Source organism: Variovorax sp. V116 (genome assembly GCF_041154435.1).
Classification (GTDB): Bacteria; Pseudomonadota; Gammaproteobacteria; order Burkholderiales; family Burkholderiaceae_C; genus Variovorax; species Variovorax paradoxus.
The window spans coordinates 2,691,308-2,711,765 of record NZ_AP028661.1 but is presented as its reverse complement, the minus strand read 5'-3'; the positions used below and the strand labels follow the sequence as shown (position 1 = coordinate 2,711,765).

Here is a 20,458-nt window from a genome sequence, read left to right as displayed (position 1 = left end):
AGGTCTTAAATAATGAAACCGGCGCGGCGAAGAAGCTGCGCGGTCTCGAACATCGGGAGTCCCATGATGCCCGAATAGGACCCGCTGATGTGCTCGATGTATGCGGCCGCCGCACCCTGGATCGCATAGGCGCCGGCCTTGCCGAGCGGCTCGCCGCTGGCGGCATAGCGCGCGATCTGCTTGCGGGTCATGTCGGCGAAGCGCACGCGTGACACGCTGAGCGCCGCATGGCGCCGGCGGCCATGCTGCAGCGCCACGGCCGTCAGCACGCGGTGCGTGGCACCCGACAAGAGCGCGAGCATGCGCTCGGCATCGCGTGCATCCTCGGGCTTGCCGAGGATGGTGCGGCCGAGGGCCACGGTGGTGTCGGCGCAAAGCACCGGTGCATCGGCGAGTCCGAGGCGCTGGCGCCGCGCGACCGCCGCATCGAGCTTCAGGCCCGTCACGCGCTGCACGTAGGCGGTCGGCGATTCACCGGGCAGCACCGCTTCGAGCGATTCGGCGTCTTCGTCGGCACCGGCCAGCAGCAGTTCGTGACGGACGCCGAACTGGCCGAGCAGTTGGGCGCGGCGCGGGCTCTGCGATGCAAGATAGATGAAGCCGGTGCTCATTCCCGGTGGTACGGATGGCCCGCGTTGACCGACCAGGCCCGGTACAGCTGCTCCACGAGCAGCACGCGCGCCATCGCATGCGGCAGGGTCAGGTCGGACAGGCGGATGCGTTCGTGGGCTGCGGCCTTGAAGGCGGGGTCGAGCCCGTCGGGGCCGCCGATCACCAGGGCCACGTCGTCGCCCTCGCCTTGCCAGGCCTGCAGGCGCGCGGCCAGCGCCTTGGTGGTGAGTGCGGTGCCGCGCTCGTCGAGCACGACGATGCGCATGCCCTTGGCAATGGCACCCTCGATGCGTTCGCGCTCGGCCGCATAGAGCGTCTCGAGCGACTTGGAGCCGCGGGGTTCGGTCTTGACGGCGCGCAGTTCGAGCTTGAGCTCGGGCGGGAAGCGCTTGGCGTAGTCGTCCCAGGCAGTCTGCGCCCAGTCGGGCATGCGCTGCCCGACGGCGACCACCAGCAGCTTCATGCGCGGCGGGCAGGCGCCTTCTTGGCAGGCGCCTTCTTTGCGGCTGGCTTCTTGGCGGCGGGCTTGCCGACCACCTTGACCGGCACGCGCGCCGTGGTGGTCTTCCGCGCGGGCGCCTTCTTGGCGGCAGTCTTCTTTGCCGGGCTTCGGCCGGCCTTCTCGGCCTTGGCTTCCTGCTCGGCCGCGCGGATGGCGGTCTTGGCCGCGCTCGCGCGGCGCAGGTTGGGCATCTTGGCCGCGACCGGCTTCTTCTCCTCGATCACCTTGGAGGCGGTGGCAAGGGCCGGCTTGGTGCCGCCGAGCTTGGCGCGCACCGGCTTGTCGCCCCAGATCTCCTCGAGGTGGTAGTACTGGCGGATGGCCGGCTGCATGATGTGCGCGACGGCGGCGCCGCAGTCCACGATGATCCACTCGCCGTTGTCCTCGCCCTCGATGCGCGGCTTGCCGAAGCCGGCTTCGCGCACGGCATCGCGCACGCTGGCGGCCAGCGCCTTGGTCTGCCGGTTGGAGGTGCCCGAAGCCACGATCACGCGCTCGAACAGCGGCGAGAGATGCTCGGTGTCGAAAACCTGGATGTCCTGCGCCTTGACGTCTTCGAGACCATCGATGATGGCTCGCTGGAGTTTCTGGGTGTCTTTCTTGGCGGCGGCTTCAGTGGTCATCAGGCAGGGCGGTAAAGGTGGTGTTGGTCAATATAGCGTGCAACGGCGGACGGAACCAGCGAGGAAATGTCCTCGCCAAGCGCCGCACGCCGCCGGATGTCGGTGGCGCTGGTGTCCATGGCCGGCAATTCGAGCGCCTCGAAACGCGCGCCAGCCGGCAGGCCGGGCAGCATCTTCGGATCAAAACGAGCAGTGCCGCCCGTCGATAATGCGCGATACGCTACAGAAACAATAGCAATGCCGAGTATAGCCTGCCAGCCGTGCCATGTCGGCAATGCGCCGGCCTGGTCGGCACCCATGATGAGAACCAGCTGGGCGCCGGGCTGTTCCCGCTGCAATTCATGCAGGGTGTCGAGCGTGTAGGTGGGGCCGTCGCGCAACACTTCGCGGCTGTCGATGACGACCGTGCCCTTCAATCCGCCGAAAGCCAGGCGGGCCATTGCCAGGCGATCTTCCTTCGGCGTCAGCGCCCTGCTCTTGTGCCAGGCCTGGCCCGTGGGAACAACGTGCAGTTCGGCGAGGTCGAGCTGCGCCAATGCGGCCTCGGCCAGCGCGACATGGGCGTTGTGCGGCGGGTCGAAGGCGCCGCCGAAGATGCCGATGCGCGGGGCCGTGCCGGAAGGATTCACAACCAGTCGCGCCGCACGATGAAGTCGCTGTACAGCGCGGCTTCGGGGCTGCCCGGCTCCGGCTGCTGCTGGTAGGCCCAGCTGGCCAGCGGCGGCATCGACAGCAGGATCGATTCGGTGCGCCCGCCCGACTGCAGCCCGAAGTGCGTGCCGCGGTCCCACACGAGGTTGAACTCCACGTAGCGCCCGCGCCGGTACAGCTGGAACGCCCGCTCGCGCTCGCCCCAGGGCATGGCGCGGCGCCGCTCGATGATGGGCAGGTAGGCCGGCAGGAAGGCATTGCCCACCGAGCGCAGCAAGGCAAAGCCGTTGTCGAATCCGCCCTCGGCGAAGTCGTCGAAGAAGATGCCGCCGATGCCGCGCTGCTCGTTGCGGTGCTTGAGGAAGAAATACTCGTCGCACCAGGTCTTGAAGCGCGGGTACTTGTCGTCGCCGAAAGGGGCCAGCGCATCGCGGCACACGGTGTGGAAGTGAACCGCGTCATCCTCGAAGCCATAGCAGGGCGTGAGGTCCATGCCGCCGCCGAACCAGCACACCGGGTCCTTGCCCTCGGGCAGCGCGGCCAGCATGCGCACGTTCATGTGGACGATGGGCACGTAGGGATTGCGCGGATGGAACACCAGCGAAACGCCCATGGCCTCGAAGGGCGCGCCGGCGAGCTCGGGCCGGTTCTGCGTGGCCGAAGGCGGCAGCCTGGGGCCGCGCACCTGCGAGAAGCCGCAGCCCGCGCGCTCGAACAGCGCGCCGCCTTCCAGAATGCAGGTGAGGCCGCTGCCCTGCAGCGCCTCGCCAGGCTCCTTTTGCCAGGCATCGCGCACGCAGGTACCGCCATCGGCCGCCTCGACGGCCGCGACGATCTCCTGCTGCAGCTTGCGCAGGTAGTCGCCGACCGCTGCCGGGTTGGTCTGTTGCATCAGGCGTGCGGGGTGTTGCGCGCGTGGACCGCGCGGTGTCCGATGTCCTTGCGGTATTGCGCGCCGTCGAAGCCGATGCGCGCGGCAACCTCGTAGGCCCGCTGCTGCGCGAGCTTCACGCTGTCGGCCAGCACGGTCACGCACAGCACGCGGCCGCCGCTGGTCTTGAGCTCGCCGTCCTGCTGGGTGGTGCCCGCGTGGAACACCACGGCATCGGGCGCCTCGGGCGGAATGCCGGTGATGCGGTCGCCCTTGCGCGGCGAGAGCGGATAGCCGTGCGCCGCCATCACCACGCCCAACGCCACGCGCCGGTCCCACTGCAGCTCGACCTGGTCGAGCGTGCCGTCGGTGGCATGCCAGAACACCTCGAACAGGTCGGACTTGAGCCGCATCATGATCGGCTGCGTCTCGGGGTCGCCCATGCGGCAGTTGAACTCGAGCGTCTTGGGATGGCCGGTGGCGTCGATCATGAGGCCGGCGTAGAGGAAGCCGGTGTACGGGATGCCGTCCTTTTCCATGCCGCGGATGGTCGGCAGGATGATTTCGCGCATTGCGCGCGCATGCACCTCGGCCGTGACCACGGGCGCGGGCGAGTAGGCGCCCATGCCGCCGGTGTTGGGGCCTTCGTCGTTGTCGAGCAGGCGCTTGTGGTCCTGGCTGGTGGCCAGCGCGGTCACGTTCTTGCCGTCGCACAGCACGATGAAGCTGGCTTCCTCGCCCTGCAGGAATTCCTCGATGACGACGCGCGCGCCGCCGTCGTTGTGCGAGACGCCGAACTTGTTGTCGACCAGCATGAAGTCGACCGCCTCGTGCGCCTCCTGCGCGGTCATGGCCACTACCACGCCCTTGCCGGCGGCCAGGCCGTCGGCCTTGACGACGATCGGCGCGCCCTTGGCGTCGATGTAGGCGTGCGCCGCCGCGGCATCGGTGAAGGCCTCGTACTCGGCCGTGGGAATCTTGTGGCGCTTCATGAAGGCCTTGGAGAAGGCCTTGGAGCTCTCGAGCTGCGCGGCGGCCTGCGTGGGGCCGAAGATGCGCAGGCCGTGCGCGCGGAATTCGTCGACCACGCCCGCTGCCAGCGGCGCCTCGGGCCCGACGACGGTGAGCGCGATCTTTTCCTTGGCAGCCCACTCGCGCAGCGCGGCGGGCTCGGTGATGTCGATGCAGTCGTAGCGCTCGTCGCTCACGGTGCCGCCGTTGCCCGGCGCCACGTACACGCGGCTGACCCGGCTGGCCTGCGCCAGCCGCCACGCCAGTGCGTGCTCCCGGCCCCCTCCTCCAATTACCAGTACCTTCATTCGTGGGCCTTCTTCATTCGCTGTGGATCAATGTTCATTCATTCGGAGAGCGCGGCGTTGTGATAGACCTCCTGGACGTCGTCCAGGTCTTCGAGCACATCGAGCAGCTTCTGCATCCTGGCTGCGTCCTCGCCGGTCAGTTCGATCGTGTTTTCGGCGCGCATGGTGACCTCGGCCACCTCGGGCTTGAGGCCGGCGGCTTCGAGCGCATTCTTGACGGCTTCGAAGTCGGCGACGGCGGTGATCACCTCGATGGCGCCGTCGTCATCGGTGACCACATCCTCGGCGCCGGCTTCGAGCGCGGCTTCCATCACCTTGTCTTCATTGGTGCCAGGGGCGAAGATGATCTGGCCGCAGTGCTTGAACTGGAAGGCCACCGAGCCTTCGGTGCCCATGTTGCCGCCGTGCTTGGAGAAGGCGTGGCGTACTTCCGCCACGGTGCGCACGCGGTTGTCGGTCATGGTGTCGACGATGATCGCCGCGCCGCCGATGCCGTACCCTTCGTAACGAATTTCTTCGTAATTGACGCCTTCGAGGTTGCCGGTGGCCTTGTCGATGTTGCGCTTGACGGTGTCGATCGGCAGGTTGACCGCCTTGGCCTTCTCGACCGCCAGCCGCAGCCGCGGGTTGGCGCTGAGGTCGCCCCCGCCGGCGCGGGCAGCCACGGTGATTTCACGGATGGCGCGGGTCCAGAGCTTGCCGCGCTTCTCGTCCTGGCGGCCCTTGCGGTGCTGAATGTTCGCCCATTTGCTGTGTCCGGCCATGGCTTTCTATCTCGCTGTCTTGTGTTTTCAAAAGCAAGCTCCGAGTTTACTGTCCGGCGCGCACAACGGCCGGCGCGCCAGCGCCAAAGCGGCAAGGTCTTTTGGTGATAATCCTTCGATGACGCCATCGCCTTCCGTCGGGCCCGGGAATCCGACCATCCTGCCGCCGCACACCCCATTGCCGCTGTACTACAGGAACGAGGCGGAGCACCAGGCGTTCCTGCGGCGCATCTTCGACAGCACCGCCGCCGACTACGACCGCATCGAAAGCGTGCTGGCCTTCGGCACCGGCCCGTCGTACCGCCGCGCCGCCCTCTCGCAGGCCGGGCTCGCTGCGGGCGCGCAGGTGCTCGACGTCGGCATCGGCACCGGGCTGGTCGCCCGCGAGGCGCTCAGGATCATCGGGCCGGCGGGCCGGCTCGTGGGCGTCGATCCCAGCGTGGGCATGATGGAACAGGTCGACCTGCCCGGCGTCGAGCTGGTCCAGGGCGTGGCGGAAGCGCTGCCCCGCCCGGATGCCAGCTGCGATTTCGTGAGCATGGGTTACGCCATGCGCCACATCAGCGACGTGGCGGCCGCCTTCGGCGAGTTCCACCGCGTGCTGCGCCCGGGCGGGCGCCTGGTGGTGCTCGAGATCACCAAGCCGAACGGCCGCATCGCCACCGCGCTGCTCAAGGCCTACATGCGCGCCGTGGTGCCGCTGATCGCGCGCGTGGTCGGCCGCCGCAGCAACACCTCCGAGTTGTGGCGCTATTACTGGGACACCATCGAGGCCTGCATTCCGCCCGAGCGCGTGCTCGAGGCACTGCGCGCCGCGGGCTTCACCGACGTGCGCCGCCACGCGAGCCTCGGCGTGTTCTCCGAATACATGGCGCGCAAACCAGAAAACACCGTCGAGGCCGGCTGACCGTGCAAGTCCAGGGCGAAAACACCTCCTCCTTGCGCGTCGAGCGCCTTTCGCTGCCCGCCAGCCTTGCGCTGGCCGCCGACGGCCGCGCGCCTTTCGCGGCGCTCGGCTACGGCACGCCGCATGAACTGGCATGGATGCCGACCGTCAATGCACGCGTTCTTTCCGAGCAAGGCGCCATGGCGGACGTGTGGCACGTGAGCGGTGGGCGGGTGGCATCGAGCACCACCGGCATCGCCCGCTGGCGCAGCGACGGACACTGGCTGCTCGGCGCCATCGACCTCGACGAATCGGTCGAGAAGCAGGATCTTGCCGAGCTCTCGCACCGCGCCTACCGCGACCTGTTCAAGACCCTCGACCAGGCCGGCACGCCGCACCTGCTGCGCATCTGGAACTACCTGCCGCAGATCAATGCCGACGGCGGCGGGCTGGAGCGCTACCGCCAGTTCAACCTCGGGCGCCAGGAAGCATTTTTCGAGGCTGGCCGCGCCGCCTTCGAGGGCGCGCCCGCGGCATGTGCGCTGGGCATCCACCAGGGTGCGCTGTCGATCCGCTTCCTGGCCGGCCAGACCGCGCCCATGCCGGTCGAGAACCCGCGCCAGGTCTCGGCCTACCGCTACCCCGAAACCTACGGCCCGCGCTCGCCCACCTTCTCGCGCGCCGCGCTGGCCGAGATCGGCAATGGCGAGGTGGCGCTTTTCATATCGGGCACCGCGAGCATCGTGGGCCATGAAACCGTGCACCATGGCGACGTGCTGGAGCAGACGCGCGAAACGCTGCGCAACCTCGAAGCCGTGATCGCGGCCGCCAACGGCCAGGCCACGGCCAGCTTCGCGCTCTCCATGCTCGACTGCGTGGTCTACGTGCGGCATCCGGGGGATACCGACAAGGTGCGCGGCGTGCTCGAGAGCGCGCTCGGCGCCGACGCGCCGATGATCCGCCACGCGGTCTACCTGGAAGCGGACATCTGCCGCAGCGACCTGCTGGTCGAGATCGAAGCCCACGCCGTCGCACCGGGTCGCCTGCGGGCCTGACCCGGCGCGATCGATCGGACCGGCGACCCCATGTCGATGACCCGCGTGCTGCGCATTCTCACGGCCATTCCGCTTGCGTTGATGCTCTACGCGCTGCTGCTGTTCCTGGGGCTGATTTCGCTGGCCTGGAACCTCGTCGCGATGCTGCTCTACCCGGTGATGCCCGAGGCGCCCGCGCGCACGCTGGGCCGCCTGACCATCGCCTTCGCCTACCGCATGTTCTGGGGCCTGGCCTCGGTGACCGGGATGATGCGCATCGACGCCAGCTGCCTGGACCCGATGCGCAACGAGCCGGGCGTGATCTTCGTGGCCAACCACCCCACCATGCTCGACGCGCTGCTGCTGGTGGCGCGGCTGCCGCGCAGCGCCTGCATCATGAAGGCCGACCTGCTGCGCAACATCTTCCTGGGCGCGGGCGCACGGCTGGCGCGCTACATCAGCAACGAGTCGGCCCGCACCATGGTGCGCCTGGCGGTGGCCGACCTGCGCAATGGCGGCCAGCTGGTGATCTTTCCGGAAGGCACGCGCACCGTGACGCCGCCGCTCAATCCCTTCGGCCCCGGCGTGACGCTGATCGCCAAGCTCGCGCAGGCCCCGATCCAGACCGTGTTCATCGAGACCGACTCGCCCTACCTCAGCAAGGGCTGGCCGCTGTGGCGCGTGCCGCCGCTGCCCATCGTCTTCAGGCTCCGGCTGGGCCAGCGCTTCGCGCCCATGCAGGACAGCCACGTGCTGCAATCGGAGCTCGAACAATACTTTCGCCAACACATGGAACAGCGCGCAACCGACGCGTCCCCCGCATGCCAGACGCCTCGCGCACACACCTTGTCCTGATCCCCAGCTACAACACGGGCGAACGCCTGTTCTCCACGGTCGAAGCGGCACGCGCGCAGTGGAGCCCGGTCTGGGTGGTGGTGGACGGCAGCACCGACGGCACCGGCGAGCGCCTGCAGCAGATGGCTGCCGGCGACCCGGGCCTTCGGGTCTGGCTGCTGCCGCAGAACCAGGGCAAGGGCGCGGCCGTGCTGCACGGCCTGCGCGCGGCGCGCGAGGCCGGCTTCACGCATGCGCTGACCATGGACTCGGATGGCCAGCATCCGGCCGACCTGATTCCCGCCTTCATGAAGGCATCGCAGGCACGGCCCGAGACCATGGTGCTGGGCCGCCCGGTGTTCGATGCCTCCGCCCCGCTGTTGCGCGTGCGCGGACGGCGCGTGTCCAATGGCTGGACCCAGCTCGAAACCCTGTTTGCCGGCGTCGGCGATTCGCTCTACGGATTCCGCGTGTACCCGGTGGCCGACCTGATCGCTGTGATGGCGCGACAGCCCTGGATGCGGCGCTTCGACTTCGACACCGAGGCCGTCGTGCGGCTGGCCTGGCGCGGCGTCAAGCCCGTGAACATCGACGCGCCGGTGAAGTACCTGAGCGCCGAGGAAGGCGGGGTCTCGCACTTTCGCTATGGGCGCGACAACGTGCTGCTGACGTGGATGCACGCGCGGTTGATGGTCGAGTTCGTGGTGCGGCTGCCGGGGCTGGTTTTCCGCAAGCTGCGCGGGATTGCGCCGTTTCAGAAATAGAGTTTGCTCGTTGTTGGGGAGTGCCCGGCAAGCGGTGCGGCGCGGTCGGCCCCACTATGCCGGCCGCTTCGCGGCTGCCCTGCGGTGCTCGCGTTTCGGCGGCACAGAGGGGCCGTCCACACCGCACCGCCTGCCGGGCACTTGCCGTGACGTTGATGCCGCTGCCCTCACCCCAGCCCTCTCCCGGAGGGAGAGGGAGCAAGACGCAAATGCGGCCTCGAAGTGAGGAGAACCAACGGCGGTGCTGTCCCGGCGATGGGGGTTGAGCCGCTGGGTGGCCGTTGAGGCACCGCCGAGCAGCGCAGCGACAGGCGGATCAGGGCTCGCAGCTGTCTGAGCGAAACGCAGTGGAGCGAGTTCTGCGAGACCCCGCCTGACGCGAGCAGCGCAGGGAAGCCGCGGAGCGGCCGGTGACGTCGGCCGCCCAGCGGCTCAACCCCCATCGCCGCGCCCCGGCAGCCAAACTCAGATCATTCCGCCATTGATCGAAATCACCTGCCCCGTGATGTAGGCCGCTTCGTCACTGGCGAGGAATGAAGCCAGCGCCGCCACTTCCTGCGGCGTTCCGGCGCGCTTCATCGGCACCATCTGGTTGACCATGGCGGGGTCGAAGGCGGCATCGGCCATGGGCGAGGCGATGATGCCGGGCGCAATGGCGTTGACCGTCACGCCGCGCGAGGCCACTTCGAGCGACAGCGCCTTGGTCGCGCTGTTGAGCGCACCCTTGGCGGCGGCGTAGTTGACCTGCCCGCGGTTGCCGGTCAGCGCCGAGACCGACGAGATATTGAGCACGCGGCCCCAGCGCGTGCGCATCATCGGCAGCAGCAAGGGCTGCGTCACGCGGAAGAATCCGTTGAGCGAGATGTCGATGACCTTGTGCCACTGGTCGGCACGCATGCCGGGCAGCACGGCGTCGTCATGCACGCCCGCGTTGTTGACCACGATCTGGACCGGCCCGCCTTCGAGCATGCGCTCGCAGGCCACGCGGCAGGCCTCGTCGCTGCGCAGGTCGAACAGGTGGCACTCGGCCTTGCCGCCCGCGGCCGCGATGGTGGCTGCCAATTGCTCCACCGCTTCGGGCCGCGAGTTGGCGTGCAGCAGCACCGTGGCGCCGTCGCGCGCGAGGCGCTCGGCCATGGCAGCGCCCAGGGCACCGCTGGCGCCGGTGATGAGTGCGCGTTTTCCTTCGAGCGTCATGGTGCGTGGGCTCCAGTTGCCAGCGGCGTGTTCAGCACCACCACCGCGCGGCCTTCGGCCAGCACGCGGGCGCCGCTGTCGCTCACCGCGAATTCGTAGAGGATCTGGTGGGTGTCGCCCGACAGGCGCCGCGCCTGCACCTGCAGCGCACCGTCGATGTCGTCGAGCCGCGCCACCGACAGGCGCACGCTGCGCGCACTCGCCAGGAATCCGGCCGACGGCGAGCTTCCCTCGGCAGCCAGCAAACCGCCGTGCAGCGCCATCGCTTGCGCCGCGTATTCGATGGCATTGGGTGCAAGCAGGCCGCCCGCCGTTCGCAAGGGATTGTCGGGCTGCGCATGCGTGCGGGTGCTGCAGTGGATGGACTCGGCGTCCCAGCGTTCGAGCCGGTCGAGCAGGCACATGCTGCCGCTGTGCGGAATGCGCTTGGCAATGCCGGCGCGGTCGAGCGTCTGCGGCGCCGTGGTCACGCCCGATGCTCCAGGTCGGCCACCAGCAGCACGTTGGCAAAGGGCGTTCCCTTGCTCATCGGAATGCTCTGGACGCGAAAGTCCAGCCGCTGCAGCGCCGCCACCCAGTCGGACAGCGGACGGCCCCAGGTGGGCGACACCTTGTGGCCTCGGACGCGCGTCACGGTGCGGTCGACCCACTGGCTGATGGCAAAGCCGCGCTTGCTCGATGCATCGCCCACGCGCAGCAGCAGCCGGGCGTTCGCACTGCCGCCGCGCCGAAGCGCGTCGTGCACCCGCCGCAGGACGCCGTCCTGCGCGTCGATGCCCACGTAGTGCAGCACGTCGAGGATCACGACCAGGTCGCATTCGGGCAGCGGCACCGAGCACATGTCGGCGCAGACCAGCCGCGGCGCCGGCTGCAGGTGCCCGATGGAAGCCTCGGCGCGCGCCACGTCCTTGGGCATCAGCTCGATGCCCGTGTAGTCGGCGGCCGGCGGCGTGGGCTTCCACGACGAGGGCCAGCGGCCGTGCGCCTGCATGCGGCTCATCGACGCGAGCAGGCTCGCGAAGAGCCCCTGCCCGCAGCCGATGTCGACCACGCGCCGGTGAGCTGCATCGATCAGCCCGCGTTCGAGCAGCCCGCGGAACACCGGATCGCGCCCCAGCTTGCCGCGCGCGAAATGCCAGGCGAAGCTGCCGCCCTTCTTGTAGGGAACGGTGGCGGCCTCATGCAGCTCGCGCCAGGCGGCATCGGTGGAAGAAGACGACGACGACGAAGAAGGCAGCACCGCGCTCATGGTTCAAGGCCTTCCGGCAGGGTGACGGCGTGCAGGCGCTCGGCGCGCAGGCGTTCGAAAAGCAAGGGCAGTACCTCCAGCAATACAGGGTTTCCCAAAGGGGTGCGCGCGGCGTTGCCGTCGTGCAGGAGCAGGATGTCGCGCGCCTGCAGCTTGCGGTCCAGGCGCGCCATGACCTTGGCGGGATCGCCTTCGCGCGTGTCGAAGCCGCGGCGCGTCCAGCTCACGAGCGACAGGCCGAGCCGGTGCAGCACCGGCTCGAGGAACGGATTGCGCAGGCCCGCCGGCGCGCGGAAGCAGGTCGGGCGCTGGCCGGTGGTGTCGGCCAGGATGTCCTGCGCGCGCGCGATCTCGCTCGCAAAGCCGCGCGGCCCGAGGAACGAAAAATTGTGCCGGTGCCGCGCCGTGTGGTTCTGGATGCTGTGGCCCCGCGCCACGATCTCGCGCGCCAGCGCCGGGTGGGCCAGCACGCGCTCGGCAATGCAGAAGAAGGTGGCGCGCTGGCCGTGCGCGTCGAGCAGGTCGAGCACGCGGGGCGTGACCTCGGGGTCGGGCCCGTCGTCGATGGTGATGGCCACCTGGCGCCGGGCAGCGGCCGCCGCGGGCAGGCGCGTGACATTGGGGCCCAGCAGGCTGCTGCGCGGCGTGAGTCCCGCGCCGGTGATCAGCGCATGGTTCAGCACGATGGCGCCGATGGCCCAGGGCATGGCGCCCGGCACCAGCGCGCCGGCGCCAATGGCCGCCACGTGCCAGGCCGCGCTGGCGCGAATGGCAAGCGGCCAGGGCCAGGATTCGGACGGAGCGGCAGAGGCGGACGGCATGGCGCGGGATTTTCCCATCAGCCGCGCGCGGCGGGCGGCGTGGGCGCCACGCGGCGCGCAAACGCGGCCGACAGCAGCAGCGCCAGCAAGGCGCCCGGCGCCACCACGCGGCCGATCGACGACAGCGCCGGAATGTCCGAGATCGCGATCAGCCCGAAAGACACCACCGTGGTGAGGTTGGCCAGCATCAGCGACGCCAGCGTGTCCTCGTCGGCCCGCCCGGCCACGCGCAGCTGGTCGAAGAACAACGCGTAGTTGGAGCCCACCGCCACGATCAGCAGCAGCCCCACCAGGTGCAGGATGCCCAGCGGCACCTGGAGCACGGCCATGCCGCCCAGCGTGAGCACCACCGCGAACAGCAGCGGCTGGCACACCGCGAGCAGCCGCCGGCCCGAGCGCAGGTAGATGCCCAACAGCACCACCACCGCCAGCGCGCCGAGCAGCACCTGCACGAAGGCCTCGTGCAGGTAGCGCTGATAGAGCCCCGCGAGTTCGCGGCCCACGTCGACCACCTGCACCTCGGGCACGCCCGCCAGCGCCGCTTCGAGCCGGCGCGCGTCGAACTTTGCCCCGGGGTGCAGCACCACCAGCGTCGACCAGCCGCCGCCCGGGCGCTGGTACATGAGCGTGTTGACGACCGAGCCGAGCGGCCCGCCCGCCAGGTCGGCGCGCCGCACGGGCGCGAGCTTGCGCGCGGCTTCGACATCGGCCAGGAAAGGGCCGAGGCGCGAGGCCGGCAGCGGCGAGCCTTGGGTGGCTTCGGCCAGCCGGCTGCGCAGCGTCTCGCCGTCGGGCAGGCTCGCGAGCCGGGCCGACTGCGTCGCGATGCTCGGCAGCACGCGCGTCACGGCCTCGAAGCCGCCGAGCTCGCCCTTGTCGACCAGGGCTTCGAGCCGCGCGGTGGCGGCTTCGGTGTTGCGCAGTGCGGTTTCTTCATCGGCGCCGTACACCACCACCAGCGTGCCGCCGTCGCCGGTGCCGATGTCGGCGCGCAGCATCTCGTCGAGCTGCTGGGCCGACTTGGGCACCGGGCTCATGGCGCCGAGGTCGGCGCGCCACAGATGGCCGCCCTGCCAGATGACCAGCACCAGCGCAGCCACGCCGAGCCCCGCAAGCATCCAGCGCAGGTGCGGCAGGCCGCGCACGAGCACGCCGGCCGCGCGCGCCATGTAGCGGCGCATGCCCATGCCGGTGGCGCCATCGGGCGCGAGCATGGGCAATGCGTAGCGCGTGGCCAGCGCCGCGGCCACGAGCCCTGCGATGGAGAACACGCCCAGCTGCGCCAGGCCCGGGAATCCCGAGAACACCAGCGCCGCGAAGCCGCACACCGAGGTCAGCAGCCCGAGCCGCACGGTGGGCCAGTGCACATCGCGCCAGCGCGCCCAGCCGGTGCCGGCCACGGCCGCGCCGCGCGCCTGGATCAGGTAGTAGATGGCGTAGTCGACGGTCTCGCCGATCAGCGTGCTGCCGAAGCCCAGCGTCATGCCGTGCACCGAGCCGAACACCACGCTGACCGCCGCGGTCCCCACCACCACGCCGGTGGCCACGGGCAGGAACGCGATGACCAGCGCGCGCGGCGACGCGAAGGCCAGCAGCAGCAGGCCGCCCATCACGATGCCGCCCACGATCGCGAGGTGGATCGCTTCGGTCTTGATCTTGTCGCGGCTCAGCACCGAGAACACGGGCGGGCCGCTCAGCAGCAGCTTCGGCCGGGTGGCCTCTTCCATGCCGCGCGTGGCGGCATCGAAGGCCGCGTGCACGCTTGCAATGGTTTGCGCCTGGGCGTCGAGATCGCTGCCCGCCGCGCGCGTGGTGACGATCATGAGCGCCCGCGGCGCGCTGCGCGACATCCAGACGCCGTCTTCGCTGCGCGGCGCGCTGGCCGGCGTCAGCTCGACGGCAATGCGCTGGGTCTCGCCGGTGGGATCGCGGTCGAGCAAGGGCTTGATCGCGTTGCCGGCCGGCGTGCCGAGCATCGACAGCGTTTCGTAGATCGCGTCGCGCAGGCCTTCGGCGGTGAAATGCTCGGGCCGGACGCCCGGCGAAAGCTGGTAGCGGTGCGCGAAGACCCAGGTGCCGGCCTCGCTCCAGTCGCCGGTGTCGCCGTTCTGGATCAGGTCGAAGAGCCGGCTCTCGCGCATGGACTTGGCCACGGCGCGCGATACGGCCGCGCGCTGCTCGGCACTCGCGCCGCCCTCGATGCCGAGCATCAGCGTGCGCGAGGCCACGCCGCTTTGCAGCTGCTCGATGAGCACCTGCTGCCGCGCGTCGGGGCTCTTGGGCAGGAAGGCGGAAAGGTCGGCGCTGAACTGCGTGCGCGCGATCTGCAGCGCGCCGCCGAGCAGCACCAGCGCCCAGACCAGCAGCACCAGCGCCCGGCGCTGCCAGCCCGGCGGGCCGCGCTCCCCGGTCTCGCGCTCCTTCACGGCGTGGTGCGTCCAGCGGCACCCGGGCGCTCGGGCGTGATGCTCATCACCGAGCGGTCGCCGCCGACGAACTCCATTTCAAGGCCCAGCACCTCGCCGGCACGGCCGCTGATGCGGATGCTGCGCACCTGCGCCGCGAGCCGGCTGTCGGCCGGCAGGAGGTCGAGCGTCCAGTTGGCGGCCGAACCGCTCACCGTGCTGCGGAAATAGCGCTGCAGCGTGGCGCCATCGCCGGTCAGCGTGCCGCGCATGGCTTCGACCAGGCCGAGCAGCTCGGGCATGCTGTCGAGCGTCAGCGTGCGATTGCGGCCGCCGCGCGAGAGCGTCAGCGTGTTGCCTTCGACCGCCATGGTTTCCACGCGCGGCGACAAGGTGCGCCGCACCAGCTTGTCGGGCGCATCGAAGCTCAGCGTGCCGCGCGCATCGAGCGGGCCTTCGAGGCCGTGCACGAAACGCTGCTCGGTGAAGCGGGCCTCGCCGCTCTTCTGCTTGGCAAGCAGCACCATCAGGTCGGGCAGGTCGAAGGCCCACGCCGGCGCGGCGCAGAAGGCCAGTGCCAGCAGCAGGCTCCTGCAAAGCCAGTCAAACCGAATCTTCGAGCCAGAAATCATGAAAGTTGAACCAGTTGTAGGGATAGGCGCGGCACAGGGCATCCAGGCGCGCCACGTAGGCTTCGACCGCCGCGCGGATGCGGCGTTCCCGCTCGGCGGGGTCGGGCGCCCGCTCGCTGAAGTCGGCCAGCAGGTCGAACCGGACATCGTAGCGCGCCCCGCCGCCGTAGAGGCCGGCCATGAAGAACACCTTGCGCCGCAGCAGCGCGGCCAGGCGGAACGGGCCGTCGTCGAAGCTGGCCGGATGGCCGAGGAACGGCAGCACGATGTTGTTGCCGCGCTGCTGCGCGGGCTGGTTCTCGCTGCCAGGCAGGGTGCGGTCGACCAGCATGCCGCCCAGGCCGCCGCCGTCGAGCCAGTCGCGCAGCGCGAGCATCGAATGCGGGCGGCCCAGCGCAATCACGTGCGGCCGCAGCCCGGGCAGGCTGATGGCGTTGAGGATGGCCGTGATGCGCTGCGCGTTGTCGGGGTACATCAGCATCGCCAACCGCAGCTCGTGCTTGTGCAGGCTGTTGTGCTTGCAGGCACCCATGGCCTCGAAGCTGCCGACGTGCGCGCCGAGCAGGAAGGCGCCGCGCCCCTTCAGCGCCTCGGCTTCGAGCGCCTGGTTGCCCTCGACCCTCACGTCGAACAGGTCCATGCGCCCGCGCAGGAAGTACACGCGGTCGAGCACCGTCGAGGCAAAGGCATGCAGCAGGCGGTAGCCGTCGAGCCAGCCGGCATGCGGACCGATGGCCCTGAACAGGTAGCGCTTGATGTGGCGCCGCGGCGCGGGTGCGAACAGCAGGAAGTACAGGCTGATCGGCGGCAGCAGCAGGCGCGTGATGCGGCGCCCGCACACCAGTGCCATCAGGCAGATGAAGCGCAGCGCCAGCATGTTGCTGCGCTCGGGGGTGTGCGCCCAGTCGCCGCGCTGGCCTGCCTGCGCCGCGTCTTTCACGGCGCGCGTCTCGGCGTCGGTGTGATCCATCACGCAGACTCTGGCACGGCGGCCCAGCGGCCGGTGACAGCCAGCACGCCGTCGCAGCGCACGTCGAAGCGCACGCCGCGCGCGGCGCCGGACTCGGGCTGCAGCTCGATGGAGAGCATGCTGCCCGGCCGCACGGGTGCCAGGAACTTGGCGGCCGCGAGCGTGGGATGGGCACCCAGCCGGGCGGCCAGCGCGGGCACGCGCTGCACGGCTTCCATGACCTCGGCCAGTATCAGCGCTCCCGGCAGCAGCGGCTGGCCGGGGAAGTGGCCCGCGAATGCCGGATGGTCGACCGGCACCGCATGGGCCAGCTGCACCGGTGTGTCGTCTTCTGCCAGCTGCGCGAGCGCGAATTCGCGCAGCGCGCGCGCCGTGAGCTTGCCGGTGCCTTCGCGCGGAAAGGCCTTCACCTGCACCACGCGGCGCGGCACGAACACCGGCTCCAGCCGCTGGCGCAGCGCGGCAATGATCTGGCCGGCCGAGAGCGTGGGCGCGACCACGAAGGCCACCGGACGCACCACGCCGTCGGCCACTTCGTCGGGCAGCCAGAACGCGCCGTCCTCGACGCCCGCGATGCTGTTGAGGTGGTAGTTCAAGTGCGCGAGCGAGCTGCGCCGGCCCGCGACATGGATCAGGTCGTTGGCGCGGCCCAGCAGCCGGAAGCGCCGTGCGTCGAGCAGTTCGAGCACGTCGGCCATGGGCGTGGGCTCGGGCAGGAAGTCGCCGCTGAAGATGAAGCGCTCGGCCCCGTCGCCCTCCCCTGGCTGGGCGTGCACGCGGATATCTCCGAAGGTCTCCCAGACTTCGCTCTGCGTGGTGCGGCGGGTGGCGACCTGGCCGGACTCGGTGCTGCCGTAGATCTCGATCAGCACGCCGCCGAGCGCCTGCTCGGCCTGGGCCGCGAGCTGCGGCGAGAGCGGCGCGGTGGCGGAAAGCACCAGGTCGACCGGCGGCAGCTCGATGCCCGAGAGCAGCAGCGTCTTCAGGTGGAAAGGCGTGGTGACCAGTGCGCGGGGGCGTGGCACCGAAGCCAGCGTCTTGGCCACGTCGGCTGGAAAGAACGGCCGTCCGCTGTCGAACGCGGCGCCGCCGAGCATGGCCAGCAGCGCCGATGATTCCAGCCCGTAGCTGTGCTGCACGGGCACGGTCGCCACCAGCGTCAGGCCGGCGAGCGATGGCAGACCGAGCAGGCTGGAGAGCCGCTCCACCGCCACCGCGACGTCGCCGACCAGCGTGTCCCAGCGCTTGGCATGCGGCTGCGGCGCACCGGTGGAGCCGGAGGTCAGCAGGCTCACCGCGTGCATGGCGCCGTCGATGGCCGGAAGCTCGAGGCCCGCATCGCCTTCGGAGCCGCCGCGGTATTCGACCAGCAGGCGCGGCATGCCGGGCGTGGCGAGCGCGGCGTCATCGGTCAGCGCGAAAAGATTCGAGCCGCCGGATTCGAGCAGGCGCGCGAGCGTGTCGGGCCGCGCGTCGGGCGGCAGCAGGCTCGCATGGCCGCGCACCAGCGCAGCGGCCAGGCCGACCGCAAACGCATAGCGGTCGACACAGAGATTGACGGCCCGGCCCTCGGCCGGCAGCAGCGGCGCGAAGCGGGCCACGTCGGCCAGGAACTGGCGCGTGCTCACCGGCACGCCGGCGCGCCAGGCCAGCGGTGCATCGAGGTCCCGGTTGGCGATCAGCGGCAGCAGGCGGGTATCGGCGCTCACGCAATGGGCCCCTTGCTTCAACGGCTGCCGCTGCCGTGGTCGACGGGCGAAGCGCCCTGGAAGGCGCGCACTGCATCGATGAGCCGCGTGCGCTCGAATTCGGGGTGCAGCCGGTAGCGCACCAGGTGCTCGCCCACGAAAAGAAGCGTGACCGACAGCGGCGTCAGCACGTTCGCGAGCAGCGACCAGGCCGAGAAAGGCAGCGTCAAATACACCACGATCGACGACACCACCACCAGCGCGAAGTACGCGGTCCAGATGCGCGTGAGCGTGGTCGTGTAGGCCAGCATCTGGCCCTTGAGCGGATGCACGCGCTGGGCGAACTGGGTGATCAGCGGCAGGCCGGGCCCGCGCAGCGAGGCGCCGAACCAGCCGCACAGGAGGCCGTTGATGGCGACATGCTGAAACACATAGAGCCGGTTGGTGTCGCCCGCCTCACCCAGGAACACGAGCGCAAAGCCCCCGATGCCCAGCAGCATGGCCGCGGCAAAACCCCAGCGGCCGAACTTGCTTGCGGCAAAACCCATGGCGGCCAGCCAGAGCGGACCGAGCAGCACCACCACGGCCCACGGCTCGGTGGGGTGGAACAGCATCATCCAGTGAGAGAGGCCGGCATAGGCCACCCCCACCAGCAGCAGGAGCGCCAGTCGCCATCGAGACATGGATCAGGAAGCGCTGCGATGCTGGGCGACGTGGGTCGCGAGCGTGCGCAGCGACTGGAAGATCTGCTGGTTGCGCTCGTCGTCCGAGCGCAGCTGGAAGCCATAGCGCCGGGACACCTCGAGCGCGACTTCGAGGATGTCGATGGAATCGAGGCCCAGGCCTTCGCCGTACAGCGGATCGGTGGGCACGATGTCTTCGGGTGCGACTTCGAGATTGAGCGCGTTCACCAGCAGGACGGCCAACTCTTTTTCAATCGGCGACTGTTCAGGTGAATCGCCGGCGGCGGGAATGGGGGGCTGAGCAGTCGATGACAAAAAAACCTCCTGAAACTTTTTCCGTAACTACCTCGGGGGCCGTGGATTATAGGAGGGCAGCTTGATTAGACTGCCCGCTTCGATACGACCCGGAGCCCTTCATGGCCGACCCCCTTCTGATCGCGCGCCACGACACCATCGAGTGCACCCTGCTGCCCAGCCTGGCCAACCGCCACGGCCTCATCACCGGCGCCACCGGCACCGGCAAGACGGTCACGCTGCAGACCATGGCCGAAAAGCTCTCGGGCATCGGCGTTCCCGTGTTCATGGCCGACGTCAAGGGCGACCTGACCGGCATGAGCCAGAAAGGCAGCATCGGCGAAAAAATGGCGGCCACGCTGAAGGAACGGGGCATCGATCTGCCCGAATCGCAGGCCTGCCCCGTCACCCTGTGGGACGTGTTCGGCGAACAGGGCCACCCGGTGCGCGCCACCGTCTCCGACATGGGGCCCCTGCTGCTGGGCCGCATGCTCGACGTGAACGAAACGCAGGCCGGCGTGCTGAACCTGGTGTTCAAGATCGCCGACGACAACGGCCTGCTGCTGCTCGACCTGAAGGACCTGCGCGCCATGCTGCAGTACGTGGGCGAGAACGCGAGCCAGTTCACCACCGAGTACGGCAACATCAGCGCCGCCAGCGTGGGCGCCATCCAGCGCGGCCTGCTGCAGATCGAGACCCAGGGCGGCGACAAGTTCTTCGGCGAGCCGATGCTCAACATCGCCGACTTCATGCAGACGGTGGGCGGCAAGGGCGTGGTCAACATCCTGGCGGCCGACAAGCTCATGAATTCGCCGCGGCTCTACGCCACCTTTCTGCTCTGGATGCTGTCCGAACTGTTCGAACAGCTGCCCGAGATCGGCGACCCCGAGCAGCCCAAGCTCGCCTTCTTCTTCGACGAGGCCCACCTGCTCTTCAACGAGGCGCCCAAGGCGCTGGTCGAGCGCATCGAGCTCGTGGTGCGGCTGGTGCGCTCCAAGGGCGTGGGGGTTTATTTCGTGACGCAGAACCCGCTGGACATTCCGGATTCGGTGCTGGCCCAGCTGGGCAACCGCGTGCAGCATGCGCTGCGCGCCTTCACCCCGCGCGACCAGAAGGCCGTCAAGGCCACGGCCACCACCATGCGCCAGAAGCCGGGACTGGACATCGAAACCGCGATCACCGAGCTCGCGGTGGGCGAGGCGCTGGTGAGTTTTCTCGATGCCAAGGGCCGCCCGAGCGTGACCGAGCGCGTGTTCGTGGTGCCACCCGGCAGCCAGATCGGCCCCATCACGGCCGCGCAGCGCCAGGCGGTCATTGCCAATTCGCTCGTCGCTGGCGTGTACGAGAAGACCGTGGACCGCGAATCGGCCTACGAAAAACTCAAGGGCCGGGCCGAAACCGCGCCCGATGCACCGCAGCCCAAGACGGCGGGCGCCGGCAAGGGTGCGGCCGAAGCGTCCGAAGGCAGCAGCATGCTGAACGACCTGCTCTTCGGCAGCACGGGCCCGCGCGGCGGCAAGCGCGACGGCCTCGTGCAGACCATGGCCAAGTCGGCGGTGCGGACCATGGGCACCTCGGTCGGCAAGGAAATCCTGCGCGGCGTGCTGGGCGGCATCTTCGGCGCCAAGAAGCGCTGAGCCAGCCGGGCCCCGCTGGCTG

Annotated in this window: 22 protein-coding genes; 5 read left to right on the top strand and 17 right to left on the bottom strand. The window is 69.6% G+C overall.

What is annotated here, in order from left to right; translation table 11 throughout:
- Positions 1-5: 5 nt before the first annotated feature.
- Genes ACAM58_RS12905 through ACAM58_RS12875 form a run of 7 tightly spaced genes read right to left on the bottom strand, consistent with a single transcriptional unit; the run spans position 6 to position 5,342 of the window.
- Positions 6-611, bottom strand: a complete 606-nt coding sequence (locus tag ACAM58_RS12905) for a nucleoside triphosphate pyrophosphatase (protein ID WP_012747796.1) — start codon at positions 609-611, stop codon at positions 6-8.
- On the bottom strand, positions 608-1,075 hold the full coding sequence (gene rlmH, locus ACAM58_RS12900; protein WP_012747795.1) for a 23S rRNA (pseudouridine(1915)-N(3))-methyltransferase RlmH: 468 nt from the start codon (positions 1,073-1,075) through the stop codon (positions 608-610). The genes ACAM58_RS12905 and rlmH overlap by 4 nt, the downstream gene beginning before the upstream one ends.
- Positions 1,072-1,737, bottom strand: a complete 666-nt coding sequence (gene rsfS, locus ACAM58_RS12895; RefSeq protein ID WP_012747794.1) for a ribosome silencing factor — start codon at positions 1,735-1,737, stop codon at positions 1,072-1,074. Before rsfS ends, rlmH begins: the two co-directional genes overlap by 4 nt.
- Positions 1,737-2,366: a nicotinate (nicotinamide) nucleotide adenylyltransferase gene (gene nadD / locus ACAM58_RS12890; protein WP_012747793.1), complete on the bottom strand. Its 630-nt coding sequence runs from the start codon at positions 2,364-2,366 to the stop codon at positions 1,737-1,739. The genes rsfS and nadD overlap by 1 nt, the downstream gene beginning before the upstream one ends.
- The gene (gene hemF, locus ACAM58_RS12885; protein WP_012747792.1) at positions 2,363-3,280 is read right to left on the bottom strand and encodes an oxygen-dependent coproporphyrinogen oxidase; all 918 of its coding nucleotides are present in this window, start codon (positions 3,278-3,280) and stop codon (positions 2,363-2,365) included. The genes nadD and hemF overlap by 4 nt, the downstream gene beginning before the upstream one ends.
- Positions 3,280-4,578 (bottom strand): phosphoribosylamine--glycine ligase, encoded by a 1,299-nt coding sequence (gene purD / locus ACAM58_RS12880; protein WP_012747791.1) that lies wholly within the window; start codon positions 4,576-4,578, stop codon positions 3,280-3,282. The genes hemF and purD overlap by 1 nt, the downstream gene beginning before the upstream one ends.
- Before the next feature lie 38 nt (positions 4,579-4,616).
- A complete protein-coding gene (locus ACAM58_RS12875; RefSeq protein ID WP_012747790.1) occupies positions 4,617-5,342 on the bottom strand; it encodes a YebC/PmpR family DNA-binding transcriptional regulator in 726 nt (241 codons plus the stop codon).
- Between the two features lie 118 nt (positions 5,343-5,460).
- Between ACAM58_RS12875 and ACAM58_RS12870 the strand changes: the two genes are divergently transcribed.
- The 4 genes from ACAM58_RS12870 to ACAM58_RS12855 are packed head-to-tail and all read left to right on the top strand — an operon-like array spanning position 5,461 to position 8,860.
- On the top strand, positions 5,461-6,249 hold the full coding sequence (locus tag ACAM58_RS12870; protein WP_012747789.1) for a class I SAM-dependent methyltransferase: 789 nt from the start codon (positions 5,461-5,463) through the stop codon (positions 6,247-6,249).
- Positions 6,250-6,251: 2 nt separating this feature from the next.
- Positions 6,252-7,283 (top strand): Rid family hydrolase, encoded by a 1,032-nt coding sequence (locus ACAM58_RS12865; RefSeq protein WP_012747788.1) that lies wholly within the window; start codon positions 6,252-6,254, stop codon positions 7,281-7,283.
- Positions 7,284-7,313: 30 nt separating this feature from the next.
- Complete coding sequence (locus tag ACAM58_RS12860; RefSeq protein WP_012747787.1) at positions 7,314-8,117, top strand: 1-acyl-sn-glycerol-3-phosphate acyltransferase; 804 nt, start codon at positions 7,314-7,316, stop codon at positions 8,115-8,117.
- Positions 8,084-8,860: a glycosyltransferase family 2 protein gene (locus tag ACAM58_RS12855; RefSeq protein ID WP_012747786.1), complete on the top strand. Its 777-nt coding sequence runs from the start codon at positions 8,084-8,086 to the stop codon at positions 8,858-8,860. Before ACAM58_RS12860 ends, ACAM58_RS12855 begins: the two co-directional genes overlap by 34 nt.
- A gap of 465 nt (positions 8,861-9,325) precedes the next feature.
- Here ACAM58_RS12855 and fabG read toward each other — a convergent pair whose 3' ends face one another.
- From fabG to ACAM58_RS12805, 10 genes are read right to left on the bottom strand one after another with little or no spacing between them, the layout of a single operon-like run.
- Positions 9,326-10,057 (bottom strand): 3-oxoacyl-ACP reductase FabG, encoded by a 732-nt coding sequence (gene fabG / locus ACAM58_RS12850; RefSeq protein ID WP_012747785.1) that lies wholly within the window; start codon positions 10,055-10,057, stop codon positions 9,326-9,328.
- Positions 10,054-10,527, bottom strand: a complete 474-nt coding sequence (locus ACAM58_RS12845; RefSeq protein WP_012747784.1) for a 3-hydroxyacyl-ACP dehydratase — start codon at positions 10,525-10,527, stop codon at positions 10,054-10,056. Before ACAM58_RS12845 ends, fabG begins: the two co-directional genes overlap by 4 nt.
- Entirely contained in the window at positions 10,524-11,306 is a 783-nt protein-coding gene (locus ACAM58_RS12840; protein ID WP_012747783.1) for a class I SAM-dependent methyltransferase, read from the bottom strand. Before ACAM58_RS12840 ends, ACAM58_RS12845 begins: the two co-directional genes overlap by 4 nt.
- Positions 11,303-12,145 (bottom strand): polysaccharide deacetylase family protein, encoded by an 843-nt coding sequence (locus ACAM58_RS12835; RefSeq protein WP_012747782.1) that lies wholly within the window; start codon positions 12,143-12,145, stop codon positions 11,303-11,305. The genes ACAM58_RS12840 and ACAM58_RS12835 overlap by 4 nt, the downstream gene beginning before the upstream one ends.
- Positions 12,145-14,553 carry an MMPL family transporter gene (locus ACAM58_RS12830; protein ID WP_012747781.1) on the bottom strand — a complete coding sequence of 803 codons (2,409 nt, stop codon included), beginning with the start codon at positions 14,551-14,553 and terminating at the stop codon, positions 12,145-12,147. Before ACAM58_RS12830 ends, ACAM58_RS12835 begins: the two co-directional genes overlap by 1 nt.
- On the bottom strand, positions 14,550-15,164 hold the full coding sequence (locus ACAM58_RS12825; protein ID WP_012747780.1) for a LolA-related protein: 615 nt from the start codon (positions 15,162-15,164) through the stop codon (positions 14,550-14,552). The genes ACAM58_RS12830 and ACAM58_RS12825 overlap by 4 nt, the downstream gene beginning before the upstream one ends.
- Entirely contained in the window at positions 15,136-16,134 is a 999-nt protein-coding gene (locus ACAM58_RS12820) for an acyl-CoA synthetase (RefSeq protein ID WP_012747779.1), read from the bottom strand. The genes ACAM58_RS12825 and ACAM58_RS12820 overlap by 29 nt, the downstream gene beginning before the upstream one ends.
- Positions 16,134-17,843 carry an AMP-binding protein gene (locus ACAM58_RS12815; RefSeq protein ID WP_012747778.1) on the bottom strand — a complete coding sequence of 570 codons (1,710 nt, stop codon included), beginning with the start codon at positions 17,841-17,843 and terminating at the stop codon, positions 16,134-16,136. The genes ACAM58_RS12820 and ACAM58_RS12815 overlap by 1 nt, the downstream gene beginning before the upstream one ends.
- Before the next feature lie 17 nt (positions 17,844-17,860).
- Complete coding sequence (locus ACAM58_RS12810) at positions 17,861-18,505, bottom strand: membrane protein (protein WP_012747777.1); 645 nt, start codon at positions 18,503-18,505, stop codon at positions 17,861-17,863.
- Between the two features lie 3 nt (positions 18,506-18,508).
- Entirely contained in the window at positions 18,509-18,820 is a 312-nt protein-coding gene (locus tag ACAM58_RS12805; protein WP_012747776.1) for a phosphopantetheine-binding protein, read from the bottom strand.
- Positions 18,821-18,921: 101 nt separating this feature from the next.
- Between ACAM58_RS12805 and ACAM58_RS12800 the strand changes: the two genes are divergently transcribed.
- Complete coding sequence (locus ACAM58_RS12800) at positions 18,922-20,436, top strand: helicase HerA-like domain-containing protein (protein ID WP_012747775.1); 1,515 nt, start codon at positions 18,922-18,924, stop codon at positions 20,434-20,436.
- Positions 20,437-20,458 lie beyond the last annotated feature (22 nt).